Source organism: Cognatilysobacter bugurensis, assembly GCF_014652095.1.
In the GTDB taxonomy this organism is placed as follows: Bacteria; Pseudomonadota; Gammaproteobacteria; order Xanthomonadales; family Xanthomonadaceae; genus Cognatilysobacter; species Cognatilysobacter bugurensis.
In genome coordinates, this window is the sequence record NZ_BMYD01000002.1 from 1 (window position 1) to 15,061 (window position 15,061).

9 protein-coding genes and 1 pseudogene are annotated in these 15,061 nt (G+C 69.1%); 5 read left to right on the forward strand and 5 right to left on the reverse strand.

Going from position 1 to position 15,061, the window contains the following annotated elements:
* Positions 1–693: 693 nt before the first annotated feature.
* Both IE075_RS07175 and IE075_RS07180 read right to left on the reverse strand, forming a co-directional pair.
* Positions 694–2,475: a M28 family metallopeptidase gene (locus IE075_RS07175; protein WP_189454893.1), complete on the reverse strand. Its 1,782-nt coding sequence runs from the start codon at positions 2,473–2,475 to the stop codon at positions 694–696.
* An 85-nt stretch (positions 2,476–2,560) separates the two neighbouring features.
* Positions 2,561–3,226 carry a DUF4097 family beta strand repeat-containing protein gene (locus IE075_RS07180; protein WP_189454895.1) on the reverse strand — a complete coding sequence of 222 codons (666 nt, stop codon included), beginning with the start codon at positions 3,224–3,226 and terminating at the stop codon, positions 2,561–2,563.
* A gap of 124 nt (positions 3,227–3,350) precedes the next feature.
* On the opposite strand from IE075_RS07180, the gene gpmI reads away from it, so the two are divergent.
* The 3 genes and pseudogenes from gpmI to IE075_RS07195 all read left to right on the forward strand — a co-directional run.
* Positions 3,351–4,904, forward strand: coding sequence for a 2,3-bisphosphoglycerate-independent phosphoglycerate mutase (gene gpmI, locus IE075_RS07185; RefSeq protein ID WP_308427817.1), 1,554 nt, complete (start codon positions 3,351–3,353; stop codon positions 4,902–4,904).
* Complete coding sequence (locus tag IE075_RS07190; RefSeq protein WP_189454899.1) at positions 4,901–6,106, forward strand: murein hydrolase activator EnvC family protein; 1,206 nt, start codon at positions 4,901–4,903, stop codon at positions 6,104–6,106. The genes gpmI and IE075_RS07190 overlap by 4 nt, the downstream gene beginning before the upstream one ends.
* 59 nt (positions 6,107–6,165) lie before the next feature.
* Positions 6,166–7,422: pseudogene (locus IE075_RS07195) on the forward strand (S41 family peptidase); the annotation flags it as partial.
* Between the two features lie 48 nt (positions 7,423–7,470).
* On the opposite strand, the gene IE075_RS07200 reads toward IE075_RS07195, so the two are convergent.
* The gene (locus tag IE075_RS07200; protein ID WP_189454902.1) at positions 7,471–7,791 is read right to left on the reverse strand and encodes a DUF1820 family protein; all 321 of its coding nucleotides are present in this window, start codon (positions 7,789–7,791) and stop codon (positions 7,471–7,473) included.
* Between the two features lie 163 nt (positions 7,792–7,954).
* Complete coding sequence (locus IE075_RS07205) at positions 7,955–8,647, reverse strand: rhomboid family intramembrane serine protease (protein ID WP_189454904.1); 693 nt, start codon at positions 8,645–8,647, stop codon at positions 7,955–7,957.
* Between the two features lie 194 nt (positions 8,648–8,841).
* Between IE075_RS07205 and IE075_RS07210 the strand changes: the two genes are divergently transcribed.
* On the forward strand, positions 8,842–10,212 hold the full coding sequence (locus tag IE075_RS07210; protein WP_189454906.1) for an OmpP1/FadL family transporter: 1,371 nt from the start codon (positions 8,842–8,844) through the stop codon (positions 10,210–10,212).
* A gap of 239 nt (positions 10,213–10,451) precedes the next feature.
* On the opposite strand, the gene putA is transcribed toward IE075_RS07210, so the two are convergent.
* Entirely contained in the window at positions 10,452–13,700 is a 3,249-nt protein-coding gene (gene putA / locus IE075_RS07215; protein WP_189454908.1) for a bifunctional proline dehydrogenase/L-glutamate gamma-semialdehyde dehydrogenase PutA, read from the reverse strand.
* 386 nt (positions 13,701–14,086) lie between these two features.
* On the opposite strand from putA, the gene coxB reads away from it, so the two are divergent.
* Positions 14,087–15,025: a cytochrome c oxidase subunit II gene (gene coxB, locus IE075_RS07220; protein WP_189454910.1), complete on the forward strand. Its 939-nt coding sequence runs from the start codon at positions 14,087–14,089 to the stop codon at positions 15,023–15,025.
* The last annotated feature ends 36 nt before the right edge of the window (positions 15,026–15,061 follow it).

Genomic DNA, 15,061 nt, shown 5'->3' on the forward strand with positions numbered 1-15,061 from the left:
CAGCCGGTAGTAGAGCCGGTATCTACTTGGCGAAGCGAGCTGGCCTGCGGCCCCACAGGCGCATCCGCGCCGTGTCCTGCCGCGTCTGGCGCTATGTCTTCCCATGTGCGAACGGCATCTCAACGTAGAGGAGTGGTCTCGCCGCCGGAGACTCAGCGGTCAGATGTGCGGGCGCCGCACGCTCATGTGCCAGTCTCCCGCTCGGTCCGTCGCTCGCGTTACGGGTTGCGCTCAGTCCGCTCCGAGGTGATCGGCGCGGCCCGCCAGGTGGCGGCTTCGCGTTCTGCCGTTTCGGCGCGCGAGTTGGTCGCGAACGCGCAGCGCAGGCGGTGTCGGCTCGTCGCTCTCTCGCGGTCAGCATGCCGCCGGTGCACACCACGCTGAGATCGGCTTAGTCGCGGACCGGCTCGGAGACGAGCGGTGTCCCCAGGGTTTGCAGTGGCGTTCGCCCGCGCCTGCCCTCCGACAGTGTGGCCGTGCCCAACGGGCCCCCGCGCTTTGCGTCGCAGCCGCTGTCGCCTTTGCGCCGACGGAGAAACGACAAAGGCTGTAGGTCTCAGCTTGGTTCGGCTGTGGCGCTGTGGCGCTGTGGCGCTGTGGCGCTGTGGCGCCGTGTCGCTACGCCGCTATGCGGTCGAAGCGACTGCCGCCGGCGCGGAGCCGGCGGCAGTCTGAAACCACCGTAAGCCGATCTCAGGGCAACGGCTTGGCCGGGTTAGCGGGCGCGGTCTCGGCGGTGCGACCACGTTGGGCTTGCAGTTTGTCGCCCGCGGCCCGGAAAGCGTTGCCCTTGTACCAAGTCGGCCAGCGCTCGCCGCTCGCCACCGTTCGGCCGACGGAGTACAGCGCTTCGAGGTCCTGCACGACGCCGGTGACGTTCCAGTCCGGCGTGTATTCGTCGTCGGGCTTGTGATAGCGCTTGTCGCGATACGCGACCTGCGCCGCCTGGCCCGCCGCGGCGCCACCCTCGATGAGGTCGTCTCCGCCCTTCGCATACAGCGCGGGGACGCCGGCTTTCGCGAAATTGAAGTGGTCGGAACGGAAGTAGAAACCGTCCTCAGGCGTGGCCTCGGCGCGAAGGACCCGACCCTGCTGGTCGGCCGTCGTCTTGAGCAGGTCTTCGAGTTCGGAGCTGCCGAAGCCGACGACGGTCATGTCGCGGGACGGTCCGAGGACCGGCATCGCGTCAAGATTGATAACCGCGACCGTCTTCTCGAGCGGCACCGCCGGATGCGCGACGTAATACTTCGAGCCCAAGAGGCCGGATTCTTCGAGCGTGACGCCCAGGAACACGACGCTACGCTCGGGCTTCAGGTTCTGCGCGGCGAACGCGCCCGCGATTTCGAGAATGCCCGCCACGCCCGTCGCGTTGTCGACTGCGCCGTTGTAGATGGCGTCCTCGCCGGTCGGGGTGGTCGGCTCGCCGTGCCCCTCGTGGGCGTGGTCGCCCAGGTGGTCCCAGTGCGCCATGTAGACGACGGCTTCGTCCGGTCGCTTTGCGCCCGGCAGCATCGCCACGACGTTGCGCGAACTCTTGCGGGTGATCGTGCTGTCGAGGTCAAGCGAGGCAGATGCCTTGAGCGGCATCGCCTTGAAGCCGCTGCGGTTCGCGGCCCGGTACAGCGCGTCCAGGTCGTGGCCAAGATCACGGAATAGCGCTCGTGCAGCGTCGCCGCTGATCCAGCCCTGCGCCGGAAGGCGCGGATCCGGATCGTCCGCCGCCAGGAGGTCGAACTGCGCGCCTGACCAGGAGTTGCGCACGACGTCCCAGCCGTAGGACGCGCCTTCGTTGTCGTGCACGATGATCGCGGCTTTCGCGCCCTGGCGCGCAGCTTCCTCAAACTTGTAGGTCCAGCGCCCGTAGTAGGTCATGCGCTTGCCTTCGAACAGCTCCGGGTCCTGCGCGTGGAAACCAGGGTCGTTGACGAGGATGACGACGGTCTTGCCCTTCACGTCGACGCCGGCGTAGTCGTTCCAGTTGTGCTCGGACGCGTTGACGCCGTAGCCGACGAACACGAGCTCGCTGTCGTCGAACGCAACCTTCGCCTCGCCGGTGCGCGTACCGACGACCATGTCCGTGCCGAACTTGAGTTCGCGCGGTTTGCCATCGACGGTCAGCTTGAGCACCGTCGACGGGTCCGCCGTGGTCTCGACCATCGGCACGGTCTGGAAATAGCTGTCGCCGTTGCCCGGCTTGAGGCCCATGCGCTCGAACTGCGCCTTGAGGTACTCGACGGTCTTTTCCTCGCCCGGGCTGCCGGGCGCGCGGCCGCCGAACTCGTCCGACGCGAGCGTCTTCACGTGCGTCACGAAATCGTCGGCGTTGATCGCCGGTTCGAACGACGCAGTTGCAGCCGCCGCCGCGGGCGCGGCCGGCGCCGCTGCGGCCGCGGTGGGCTCGGCCCGGTCCTGCGAGCAAGCGGTCGAAAGCAGCGCCGCAGCCACGGCGGCGGCGAGCAGGGATTGTCGAAGCATGGCGCCTCCCATCATCGCCGGACAGCCCGGCATCGCCGCATTCTAGGCACGGCGTGGATGACGGCGGCTTGCGCTGCGAGGCGGCTCAGCGGTCCGGGGGCGTCGGGGTGCTGAAGCGGATCGCCTGCGCACCGCTGATCGCGCCAGTCATCGCGGTGTCGTGGACGTAGAGCACGACGTCGCGCTCGAAAGTGAGCGGGCCGTCGACGCGGGCGTTCGGGCCGATCACGATGCGCGGCTTGCGGCGGATGCCCATGCCGAGCCACTGCGGCTGCTTTTCGACATGCAGCCCGCCGCGAACATGCGACCCGATGCCGACGGTGATGTCGCCATTGACCGTGGAAATGCCACGGGCGACGTCCGTATCGACGAGGCCAATCGCGCCGTTCACGGTCTCGATCGCGCCGCCCACCGAACTGCCGCGGTCGATGAACACGCCGCCGTTGACGGTCTCGACATTGCCGCCGAGCGTGCTGCCCGCGCCGATGCGGATGGCGCCGTTGACCGTTTCGATCCCGGCGGTGCGCGCATTCGCGTCCACGTGCACGCCGCCGTTAACGGTCTCCACGTTGCCGGCCTGCGCGCCTGCGCCCACGCGGATGCTGCCGTTGACCGTCTCGAGGTTGCCGTAGCGCTGTCCGGCTTCGGCGGTGATGCTGCCGTTGACCTTCTCGATGTCGTTGCCGGAGGCGAACGCGGGGCCGGTCACGGCGACGGCGAGGGACACGGCAAGGGCGGTGCGCAGGATCATGGCGGATCTCCGGAACAGTGGGAAAGCCGTCGACGACGGCACGCCCGGGCTTCACCGGTCGCACGGCTACAATCGCACTCCTGCTTTTCCTGGGCATCTGCCCGAAGTCACAGGGACCTCCGTCGTGTCCGATTCGAGTTCAAGCGCGCGCTCCACTCCCGCCATCACCCCCGTGGTGCTGATGATCCTCGACGGTTGGGGCCATCGCGACGAGCCCGAGGACAACGCACTCGCACAGGCAGACCTTCCGAACTGGCACGCGCTGGTCGCCGCGTGCCCGCACACGCTGATCCACACCGAGGGTCGCCACGTCGGGCTGCCGGACGGGCAGATGGGCAACTCGGAAGTCGGCCACATGAACCTCGGTGCCGGCCGCATCGTCTATCAGGACCTCACGCGCATCGACTGCGCGATCGAGGACGGCAGCTTTTTCGACAACGACGAGCTGCGCGCGGCCTGTGCCGCCGCGAAGTCGAGCGGTGGCACCTTGCACTTGATGGGCCTGCTGTCGCCCGGCGGCGTGCACAGCCATGAGCAGCACATCTTCGCGATGCTCGACCTCGCCCGTCGCCAGGGCGTGGAGCGGATCGCCGTGCACGCGTTCCTCGATGGCCGCGACACGCCGCCGCGCTCAGCGCGCGAGAGCATTGAAGCGCTGCAGGCCGAGTGCGACCGCATTGACGGCGCGCGCATCGCGTCGGTCAGCGGCCGCTACTACGTGATGGACCGCGACAAGCGCTGGGACCGCGTGCGCCGCGCCTGGGACGCGATCGTCGAGGCGCAGGGCGAGCACCGCGCCGACACCGCGCTCAAAGCGCTCGACGCCGCGTACGGCCGCGGCGAGAACGACGAGTTCGTGCTGCCCACCGTCATCGACGGCGGCGCGCCGGTGCGCGACGGCGACGCAATCGTGTTCATGAATTTCCGCGCTGACCGCGCGCGCCAGCTGACTGCCGCATTCGTGCTGCCCGGGTTCGACGGCTTCGACGCACGTCGTCCGCAGCTGGCACGCTACGTGTGCCTCACAGAATACGATGCCAAGCTGCCGGCCCCGGTCGCGTTCGGACCCGAGGACCTGCGCAACACCCTGGGTGAAGTGCTCGCCGCGCGCGGCCTGCGCCAGCTGCGCATCGCCGAGACCGAAAAATACGCGCACGTGACGTTCTTCTTCAGCGGCGGCCGCGAGGAGGAGTTCGACGGCGAAACGCGCACCCTGGTGCCGAGCCCGAAAGTCGCGACCTACGACCTGCAGCCCGAGATGAGCTGCCCCGAGGTCACCGAAAAGCTCGTCGCTGCGATCCGCAGCCGCGAGGTCGACGTCGCGATCTGCAACATCGCCAACCCCGACATGGTCGGCCACAGCGGCATCCTGGCGGCGGCCATCAAGGCGGCCGAAGCGGTCGATATCGCGATCGGCGCGGTGCGCGCGGCCGTGGCCGAGGTCGGCGGCGCGCTGATCGTCACGGCCGACCACGGCAACGTCGAAATGATGCGCGACGCCGAGAGCGGCCAGCCGCACACGGCGCACACGATCGGACCGGTGCCGTTTGTCTACTGCGGGCCTCGAGAAGCGAGCCTGCGCAGCGGCGGCGCGCTCCGCGACGTGGCCCCGACGATCCTGGACCTGCTCGGCGTCGACCGACCGGCCGAAATGACCGGCACCAGCCTGCTCGGATGAACCGGGCGCTGCGCACGGTCGCGGGCGCGTTCATCGCGGTGTGCGCGCTTGCGTGCACGTCCGCCACTGCCCAGGACCGGCGCGAGGCCGAGCGCAAGCTCGAGGCGCTGCGTCGCGAAATCGGCAGCGTCGCCGCGGAGCGCCGCCGCATCGAGGGCGAGCGCGGCGACGCGACGCGCGCGTTGCGCGAACTCGATGCCGAGCTCGGCACCGCGGAGCGCCGCGTGCGTGAACTCGAGGAGCGCCTCGAGCGCGACGAGGCCGCGCTTGCCGACGTGCAGCGCCGCCGCGACGCATCGAAGGCGTCGCTGCAGAGCGTTCGCGAGGCGCTGGCGCGGCTGCTGCGCGCGGCGTATTCGCAGGGCGACACCGCACCGCTCAAGGCGGTGCTCGCGCACGACCGCGTCGACGAGGCGCGCCGCGCACTCGTCTACCAGCAGTACCTGCAGCGCGAGCGCACGCAACGCATCGCAGCGATCAACACGCAACTGCGCGAACTCGACGCACTCGAGCGCGACGTGGCCGCGCGGCGCAGCGAACTCGATGCGCTGCGCGTCGAGCAGCGGGCGCAGCTCGCTTCGCTTGAGCAGGCACGCGGCGAACGCGCGAAGCTCGTCGCGCAACTCGACGCCCGCTATGCCGACCGGCGCAGCCGCGAGCAGGCGCTCGGCCGTGACGCGCAGGCCCTCGAACGGTTGCTGCGCCAGCTGCGCGCCGCCGCGGCTGCGCGCGAGAAGGCACGGCGCGAAGCGGCCGCCCGCGCCGCGCGGGCGCCGGCCGAACCCAAGACCGCAAAGCCCAAGACGCCGGCACGCACGCCGCAGGTGGGCGGCGCCGGCTGGCCGGCGTCGGGCGCGTTGCTCGCCGGATTCGGCGCGCGCATGCCCGACGGCCGCCGCAGCGATGGCCTGCTGATCGGCGCCGACGCCGGAAGCGCGGTGAAATCAGTAGGCGAGGGCACCGTCGTCTATGCGGAATGGATGACCGGCTACGGCTTGCTCGCAATCGTCGACCATGGCGATGGCCACATGAGCCTGTACGCGCATAACGCCGCACTGCTCAAGTCGACGGGCGACCGCGTGCGACGCGGCGAGGCACTCGCCACCGTCGGCACGTCGGGCGGCCACGGTCGCCCGGCGCTGTATTTCGAATTGCGTCGCAACGGCGCCCCCGTGAACCCCGCGACGTGGCTGCGCCGGTGACCGGCGAACCTGCGACGCGAATTACGGTCCAATCGGCTATCGAGTCCGGAGTCGTGCCCATGTTCAAGCGATCCCTCCTGGCCGCTGCGCTCGCGCTCGGCCTCACGCCCGCCTTCGCGCAGCGCACGCCGACGCCCACAGCCACGCCGGAGACGACCGCTTCGAAGGTGCCGCTCGACGAGATCCGCCGATACGTCGAGGTCTACAACGCGATCAAGCAGGCGTACGTCGAGCCGGTCGACGACGCCAAGCTCATGCAGTCAGCGGTGCGCGGGCTGTTGTTCCAGCTCGACCCGCACAGCGTCTACCTCGACAAGGCCGAGGCCGCCGACTTCGAGGAAGGCGCGCGGGGCGCGTACGAGGGCATCGGCGTCGAGCTGCAGCGCCAGCCGAACGGCACGCTGCGCGTCATCGCGCCGATCGACGGCACGCCCGCCACGCGCGCGGGCGTCAAAGCAGGCGACGTGATCATCGCGATCGACGGCAAGCCGTTCAAGGTCGACGAAGGCGACAGCTCGGCGCCGCTGCGGGGCAAGGCGGGCTCGACGGTGGTGCTGACGATCCTGCGCGAGGGGCGCGACAAGCCGCTCGAGATCCCCGTCACGCGCGAGACCATCCAGATCGCGAGCGTGCGTTCGCGCATGCTCGAGCCCGGGTACGGCTACGTGCGCATCAGCGCGTTCCAGGCCGACACGGCCGACGCGTTCGCGCGGGAACTCGACGCGCTCCAGAAACAGGCCGGAGGCGCGTTGCGCGGCCTCGTCATCGACCTGCGCAGCAACCCCGGCGGCCTGCTCACCGCTGCCGTGCAGATCGCCGACGACCTGCTCGAGCGCGGCCAGATTGTGAGCACCCGCGGGCGCATCGCGATCACGGATGCGCAGTTCAGGGCGACGCCGGGCGATCGGTTGAACGGCGCGCCCGTCACGGTGCTCGTCGATGCCGGATCGGCCAGCGCGTCGGAAGTGCTGGCCGGCGCCCTGGCCGACCACGACCGCGCGCGGATTGTCGGCAGCCGGACGTTCGGCAAGGGCTCGGTGCAGACGCTGCTACCGCTCGACAACGGCGACTCGGTCAAGCTCACGACGGCGCGCTATTACACGCCGGACGGCCGCTCGATCCAGGCCGCGGGCATCGCGCCGGACGTGGTACTGAGCCCCGAGGGCGACACCGAGGCACAGCCCGACCGCGTGACCGAAGCCGACCTGCCCGGGCACCTGCGCGGCGACGCGGAGGGCGCGCCGGCCGGTGACGTGCTCGAGGGAGAGGCGCCGATCGCGGCCGCGCTCGCCGAGCTCAAGAAGATGAAGGCCGCGCGGTAAGCCACCGGCTCGCCGGCCGCATGGACATCGCGGCCGGCGGACTCAGCGCGGCTTGGCGGGCAGCGGGAACGGCGTGACGACCTTCTCGCCGGTCGTCGCGTCGCGGATCGCCGACTGGCCTTTGCGCTCGACTTCCTCGATGCGCACGATGCTGTGCATCGGCAGGTGCAGCACGCGGGTGTTGCCGAACTCGTCTCGCAGCCGCTCCTCGGTCGGGTCGATCACCACGCCGTCGTGCACGTCGAACACGAGTTCGCCGACCTCGGTGAAGCCCCACAGCGCGCCCGATCCGACATGACGGGCATAGAGTTCGTACACCTTGCCTGCGTTGAGGAAGGTGACCTTGTAGAGCGTCTTGGGCATGGCGTGTGGCAGGCGGGGAAGGGCGGCGGCGCCGTACGACGCCAGCCTGCACGATGGGGCTGGCGGCCGTGCTTCTCAAGGCGGTAGCGTGGATTTGCCGACGCGGCGTCAGGTTCGGAGCGAGCTGTCGAGTGCCATGCGGCCCCGTTGTCGGAAGCCCGCTTCAGAAACCGCGCTTGCGCCGCAGCCGACGCGCGATCGCCCGCCGCGCGATCAACGCGAACGCACCGCCAAACGCAAAGCCCGCGAGGTGGGCCGCCCACGCGACCGCGCCGAACGCCGGCCCGATGAACGTGTACAGCAACTGCAACGCCGCCCACAGGCCAATCAGCAGCGCTGCCGGTGCCCGCACGAACTGTAGATAGAGCCCGAGCGGCAGCACGACGCCGAGTCTCGCGCCCGGGAACAGCGCGAGGTAGGCGCCGATCAGGGCAGACACCGCGCCGCTCGCGCCGATTACGAGCCGGTCGGGCGTGCCGATCGACAACACGGTCGCAAGGTTCGCCATCGCGCCGCCGAGCAGGAACAGGCCGAGCAGCCGCCACGGCCCCATCGCGCGTTCGGCAGGCAGGCCGAAGATAAGCAAAAACAACAAATTGCCGAGCAGATGGGCCCAGTCCGCGTGCAGGAATACAGCGGTCGCGAGGCGGCCGAGCGTGCCGTCGCGCAGGGCCTGCTGCCAGGCTGCGCCGCTGTCGAGGCCGCCGGTCAGCGCGCCCCAGTCGAGCATGAGCGCGCGCTGCTCGGCTTCTGGCATCGCGATCGCGACCACGAAGCTGCCCCACAGCGCTGCGAACAGCAGCGGCGTCGCCCAGCGCGGGCGGCGCTTTACGCGGGCGGGCAGGGCGACGAACATCAATCTGAACCCGCCGCAGAACCTGCGAGCGACGCACGCCGAGTTGTTACATTGGGGTGAAGGGGCGCGCTATAGTGCATACGACGTCGTACGTTGGACGAGACACGGGGCACAAGGCCGCGTCGTCCGCCGCGGCGGCGGCACACACGGATCGCCATGGCGTCCGACCCAAATTCCAGCGGAGATTACACGTCATGCAGTTTGCACACCGCACCACGCGCCTGTCGGCGCTTGCGCTCGGCATCACCGGCGCACTCGCGTTCGGCCAGGTCCAGGCGTCGGGCTTCCAGCTCAAGGAAAACAGTGTCAAGTCGCTGGGCAGCGCGTTCTCCGGCTCTGCGGTGGCAAAGGACGACACGGCCGTCGTCGTCAACAACCCGGCGATGATGACCACCTTCGAGGGCACGACGGTCCAGAACGACCTGTCGCTGATCTCGATCGACGCCGAGTTCACCGGCGGCGGCACCGACATCACCGGCCAGCCGCTGAGCGGCGGCAACGGCGGTGACGCGGGCGATCTGGCGGCCGTTCCGGCGCTGTCGCTCGTGCACAAGTTCGACAACGGCGTTGCGGTCGGTGCGATGGTGCATGCGCCGTTCGGCCTGAAGACTGAATACGAGCGAGATTGGGTCGGCCGCTACTTCGCCGTCGAGTCCGACGTGAAGATCGTCAACCTGACGCTGTCGGGCGCACTCGACATCGTGCCGGAGCGCTTCTCGGTCGGCGGCGGCCTCGTGTTCTCGCGCGCGGACGTCACGCTGTCGAAGGCCGTGGACTTCGGTACCGGTCTGTTTGCCGCGCTGCCGGTTGCTGCCCGGCCGTTCGCGCCGGCGTTCGCACGTCCGCAGGGTTCGGACGGCTTCGCCGAGATCGGCGGCGCCGACAACGGCATCGGCTGGGTGGTCGGCGCGTCGCTGCGCCCCACCGACAAGCTTGCGATCGGTCTGTCGTACCAGTCGGAAATCGACTATGAGCTGCGCGGCGAAGCCGACTGGACTGTCCCGGCGCAGGCACGTGCGGCACTCGACGCCGCGGGCCGTGCTCCGTTCTTCCAGGACGGCAGCGTCACCGCCGACCTGACCACGCCCGCGACCACCATGCTGGCCGTCAGCTACCAGCTGACCGACACGTTCAAGCTTCAGACCACCTACTCGGAGACGGGCTGGGAGTCGCTGCAGGAAGTGCGCATTAACTTCGCGAATCCCGATCCGGACTCGGTCGAGGAGTTCAACTGGGACACGACGCGCTTCATGTCGCTCGGCGGCGAGTTCAAGCTCAACGACGCGTGGACGCTTCGCGCCGGTTACGCGTACGACGAGACGCCGACGACGATCCAGTACCGCACGCCGCGCCTGCCCGACGAGGACCGCAAGTGGTACTCGCTCGGCGCGACCTGGCAGTTCAGCGATGCGCTGCAGATCAACTTCGCGTACACGCGCATCAGCCCGGACACGCCGGTCGCGGTGGTCATCAACACGCCGGTGGCGCAAGGCGGCCAGCGCCTGAGCGGCACGTTCGACTCGGCGGTCAACATCGTTGGCGTGTCGGGTCAGTTCCGCTTCTGATCCACCCGTTTTTTGCACGACCTAAAGCCCCGCTTCGGCGGGGCTTTTTTATGGGTTATACGCTCGCACCGTTGGTCTTGCGCTCGCTCAGTTGGGTGCGGCGAGCCGTCCGGATCGCGCCGCTGCACGGAGCGACAGCCTCAAACCCGCTGCGTTCGAGCGTCATGCCGCCGACTGTCGTGCGATAAGAAAAACCCCGCACGAAGCGGGGCTTTTCGCACCTCGACTCTTCGAAAAAATCAGTCGCCGAGCGTCAGCAGCGACGCGTTGCCGCCGGCCGCCGTCGTATTGATCGTGATCGTCTTTTCGGTCGTGAAGCGCGGCAGGTAGTGCGGGCCGCCGGCCTTCGGGCCGGTGCCCGACAGGCCCTGCCCGCCGAACGGCTGCACGCCGACCACGGCGCCGATCTGGTTGCGGTTGACGTAGCAATTGCCGACCTTGATACGGGCCGCGATCTTCTCGATCGTCTCGTCGATGCGCGAGTGGATGCCCAGGGTCAGGCCGTAACCGGTCTGGTTGATCGCGTCGATCACTGCGTCGAGCCGGTCGGCCTTCCAGCGCACGACGTGCAGCACCGGCCCGAAGATCTCCTTGTGCAGCACGTCGAGCGATGCGATCGAGTACGCGCGCGGCGCGAAGAAGCTGCCATGCGCGCAGGCCTCGGGCAACTCGACTTCAGCGATCTTCTGCGCCTCGCGGTCCATGCGCTGCGCGTGCTCGCGCAGCATCGCGAGCGCGTCCTCGTCGATGACCGGGCCGACGTCGGTCGACAGCAGACCCGGGTCGCCGATCTTCAGTTCCGCCATCGCACCGGCGAGCATGTGGGTGACCTTGTCGGCGATGTCGTCCTGCACGAACAGCACGCGCGCGGCCGAGCAGCGCTGGCCGGCCGAGGTAAACGCCGAGCCGATCGCATCCTTGACGACCTGTTCAGGCAGCGACGACGAGTCGGCGATCAGCGCGTTCTGGCCGCCGGTCTCGGCGATCAGCACGCCGATCGCGGCATCGCGCGCGGCGAGCGCCCGGTTGATCGCACGCGCGGTGTCGGTCGAACCGGTGAATGCGACGCCCGCCACGCGGGGATCGCGCGTGAGTGCCGCACCGACGGTGGCGCCGTCGCCGGGCAGGAACTGCAGCACGTCCTCGGGCACGCCGGCTTCGTGCAACAGCTTCACGGCTGCAAAGCCGACGAGGTTGGTCTGTTCGGCAGGCTTGGCGATCACGCTGTTGCCCGCGGCGAGCGCGGCGGCGACCTGGCCCGCGAAGATCGCGAGCGGGAAGTTCCACGGCGAAATGCACACGAACACGCCGCGGCCGGAGAGTTGCAGGGTGTTCGACTCTCCGGTCGGGCCCGGCAGCGCCTCGGGCTTGAACAGCGCACGAGCCTGCGCCGCGTAGTAACGCAGGAAATCGACGGCTTCGCGCACTTCGGCGACGCCGTCGGGGATCGTCTTGCCGGCTTCTTTCGTGCACATCGCGATGAAGCCCGCCATGCGCGCTTCCATGAGGTCGGCCGCGTGCTCGAGGATTGCGGCGCGGCTGGCGGCCGGCGTCGCGTCCCAGCGCGCATGGGCGGTCACCGCATTTGCAAGCGCGCGTTCGACGGTCGCCGTGTCGGCCGGGAGCCACTCGCCGATCACCTCGCGCCGGTCGGCCGGGTTCGTGACCGGGCGCGGCGCGCTGTATGCGCCCGCACCCGGCACGAGCGGCGTCGCACGCCAGCGCTGTGCACTCGCCGCGTTGAGTGCCTCGGCGAGCGAGCGCAGCTGATCGTCGTTGGCGAGGTTCACGCCCATGGAGTTGCTCCTGTCGAGGCCATAGCTGCGGTAGAGGTCGACCGGCAGCGGAATGCGGGGGTGTGGAATGGATTCAAAGGCCGCGACGGTTTGCACCGGGTCGCGCACGAGATCGTCTATCGCGACATCCTCGTCGGTGATGCGGTTGACGAAGCTCGAGTTCGCCCCGTTCTCGAGCAGGCGGCGCACGAGGTAGGGCAGCAGGTCCTCGTGCGAGCCGACCGGCGCGTACACGCGGCACGGCACGTCGAGGCGATCGGCCGGAATCACTTCGGCATAGAGGTCGTCGCCCATGCCGTGCAGCTTCTGGAACTCGAAGTGCTTGAGGCGGCCGAGCGACTTCGCGCGCTGGTGGATCGCGGCGATCGTGTGCGCGTTGTGCGTGGCGAACATCGGGTAGATCGCGTCGCCCGCTTCGAGCATCGCGCGTGCGTTCGCGAGGTAGCTCACGTCGGTGTTCGGTTTGCGAGTGAACACGGGGTAGCCCAGCTGCCCGTCCACCTGCGCGCGCTTGACCTCGCTGTCCCAGTACGCGCCCTTGACCAGGCGCACCGGGATCCGGCGGCCGGTCTGGCGCGCGAGGTCGGCGATGAACTCGATGACCTCGGGTGCGCGTTTTTGGTAGGCCTGGATCGCGAGGCCGTAGCCTTCCCAGCCTTCGAGCGAAGCGTCGCGGTACGCCGCAGCGATCACATCGAGCGAAAGTTCGAGGCGGTCGGCTTCTTCGGCGTCGATGGTGAAACCGATGCCGTAGCGCTTCGCGAGCTGCGCGAGTTCGAGCACGCGCGGGGTCAGTTCGGCCAGCACGCGCGCGCGCTTGGCGTGCTCGTAGCGCGGGTGCAGCGCCGAGAGCTTGACCGAGATCGAGGGCGTGCCGAACACGTCGGCGCCCGCGAAGTTGCCCTGAGCATCGCCTTGGCGATGCGGAGCAGCATGTCTGCCGATCGCGTGGATCGCATCGCGGTACGCCTGCAGGTAGCGCAGCGCATCCTTTGTCGTCAGCGCGCCTTCGCCGAGCATGTCGAACGAATAGCGGTAGGCCGCGTTGTCGCCCTTGCGCGAACGCGTGAGCGCTTCGTCGATCGTGCGGCCCATAACGAATTGGTGGCCCATGATTCGCATCGCCTGGCGCACGGCCAGGCGGATCACCGGCTCGCCGACGCGGCCGATCAGGCGACGGAACGCGCCGTGCGCATCGCGCTTGGTCTCGTCGGCGAGGTCGACGAGGTGACCGGTCAGCAGCAGGCCCCAGGTCGACGCGTTCACGAGCACGGAGTCGGACTGGCCGACGTGGCGCTTCCAGTCGGCCTCGCCGAGCTTGTCGCGGATCAGGCGGTCGGCGGTCTCGGCGTCCGGAATGCGCAGCAGCGCCTCGGCCACGCACATGAGCAGCACGCCTTCCTCGCTGCCGAGGTCGTACTGGCGCATGAACGCTTCGATCGCGCCCTGGTCGCTCGCACGGCGGCGCACGCGGGTGACGAGGTCGGCCGCCGTGGCCTGCGCAGCGCGCGCGTCGGCCTCGGGCAGGCGGGCCTGATCGAGCAGCATGCGCACATGCTCGGCTTCGTCGCGCACCCACGCTGCGGTGATCGCGGCGCGCGGCCTGCTGGGCGCAGGCGGCAACTCGGGTCGGATCAGCGCGGCGGCAGCGGCGGCGGGCGGCGCGGCAGCGGAAGGGGCGTCGGAGAGCATTGCGTCCACGGGATGCGCGAAGAGCCGTCTAGTCTAATTGGGCCCGGCGCGAACCGCGCCGCGCCGGCTGAACACGCGGCACTCCGGCGGCGGCGCGCCGTCACCAGGTCGCCGCGTCTCAAATCCTGCGACCGGACTTGCGTCCAATGCGCGTTCGGGTTGCCCGTAAAGGGTCTGACCGCTACCATTTCTCGGTTTCCGTGGCGCCTGCCGAATCGTTTCGAGCAGTGCGAGCGGCCCCGGCTCCAAACGCGCCGGAGCCGCCTGTGATTCCGCACCGCCAGCCCGCACGGCCAGGATGCCGCCGGCGCCGCCGGACGGTGGCTCGATCGCGGCATTACTGACAACCAAGCTGATTTCACGCTGTATCTTTGGGGCTCGAACTGATGAAAGCCGGTCGTTTCCAGCAGTGGGCCGCGGGTGTTGCCGCGGTGGCGCTGCCGCTCCTCGCCTCCGCCCAGGAGGTCGTGTCGCCGGCCAATGCCGCGCCCCAGCGCTGGCAGCTGAACATGAATCCGGGTGTCACGCTGCACTCGCACAACGCCTACGAGGCCCACATGCTCACGCTGTGGATCTGCGTGATCATCGGCGTGATCGTGTTCGGCGCGATGGCCGTTGCGATGTTCAAGTTCCGCAAGTCCAAGGGCGCTGTGCCCGATCGCGACTTCACGCACAGCACGAAGCTCGAGATCGTCTGGACCGTGGTGCCGATCCTGCTGCTCGTCGCCATGGCGTTCCCGGCCACGAGCAAGCTCATCGCGATGTACGACACCCGCAACCCTGAGATGACCGTGAAGGTCACCGGTTACCAGTGGATGTGGAAGTACGACTACCTCGGCGAGAACGTCACGATCACGAGCCGCCTGGATCGCAAGAGCGACGAGATCCGTCAGGGCGGCACCGTGCCGACCGTCAACGAGCACGCGAACTACCTGCTCGACGTCGACAACGTGCTCGTTCTTCCGACCGAAACGAAGATCCGCTTCGTGATGACCGCCGACGACGTGATCCACGCGTGGTGGGTGCCGGCACTGGGCTGGAAGCAGGACGCAATCCCGGGCCTCATCAACGAGGCATGGACGGAAATCCGCCAGCCGGGCATCTACCGCGGCCAGTGTGCGGAGCTGTGCGGCAAGGACCACGCGTTCATGCCGATCGTGGTGAAGGCCGTGCCGAAGGCCGAGTTCGACCAGTGGCTCGCCGCTGAAAAGGCGCGCCTCACCCCGGCCGGCGCCACTCCGGTGACGCCGCCGGTGCCGGCGCCGACGCCGGCCGGTGGTCGCGAAGCCGATCCGGCTCTCGCGGCCACACCGACGGCAGGCTGATCCCGCCCTCCGTTCTTGCCGTCATACACGCATTCT

What these genes read in the sequence shown, in the direction of transcription:
- IE075_RS07175 (WP_189454893.1), bottom strand. Translation starts at nt 2,475, where the DNA reads ATGCTTCGACAATCCCTGCTCGCCGCCGCCGTGGCTGCGGCGCTGCTT.
- IE075_RS07180 (WP_189454895.1), bottom strand. Translation starts at nt 3,226, where the DNA reads ATGATCCTGCGCACCGCCCTTGCCGTGTCCCTCGCCGTCGCCGTGACC.
- IE075_RS07190 (WP_189454899.1), top strand. Translation starts at nt 4,901, where the DNA reads ATGAACCGGGCGCTGCGCACGGTCGCGGGCGCGTTCATCGCGGTGTGC.
- IE075_RS07200 (WP_189454902.1), bottom strand. Translation starts at nt 7,791, where the DNA reads ATGCCCAAGACGCTCTACAAGGTCACCTTCCTCAACGCAGGCAAGGTG.
- IE075_RS07205 (WP_189454904.1), bottom strand. Translation starts at nt 8,647, where the DNA reads ATGTTCGTCGCCCTGCCCGCCCGCGTAAAGCGCCGCCCGCGCTGGGCG.
- IE075_RS07210 (WP_189454906.1), top strand. Translation starts at nt 8,842, where the DNA reads ATGCAGTTTGCACACCGCACCACGCGCCTGTCGGCGCTTGCGCTCGGC.
- putA (WP_189454908.1), bottom strand. Translation starts at nt 13,700, where the DNA reads ATGCTCTCCGACGCCCCTTCCGCTGCCGCGCCGCCCGCCGCCGCTGCC.
- coxB (WP_189454910.1), top strand. Translation starts at nt 14,087, where the DNA reads ATGAAAGCCGGTCGTTTCCAGCAGTGGGCCGCGGGTGTTGCCGCGGTG.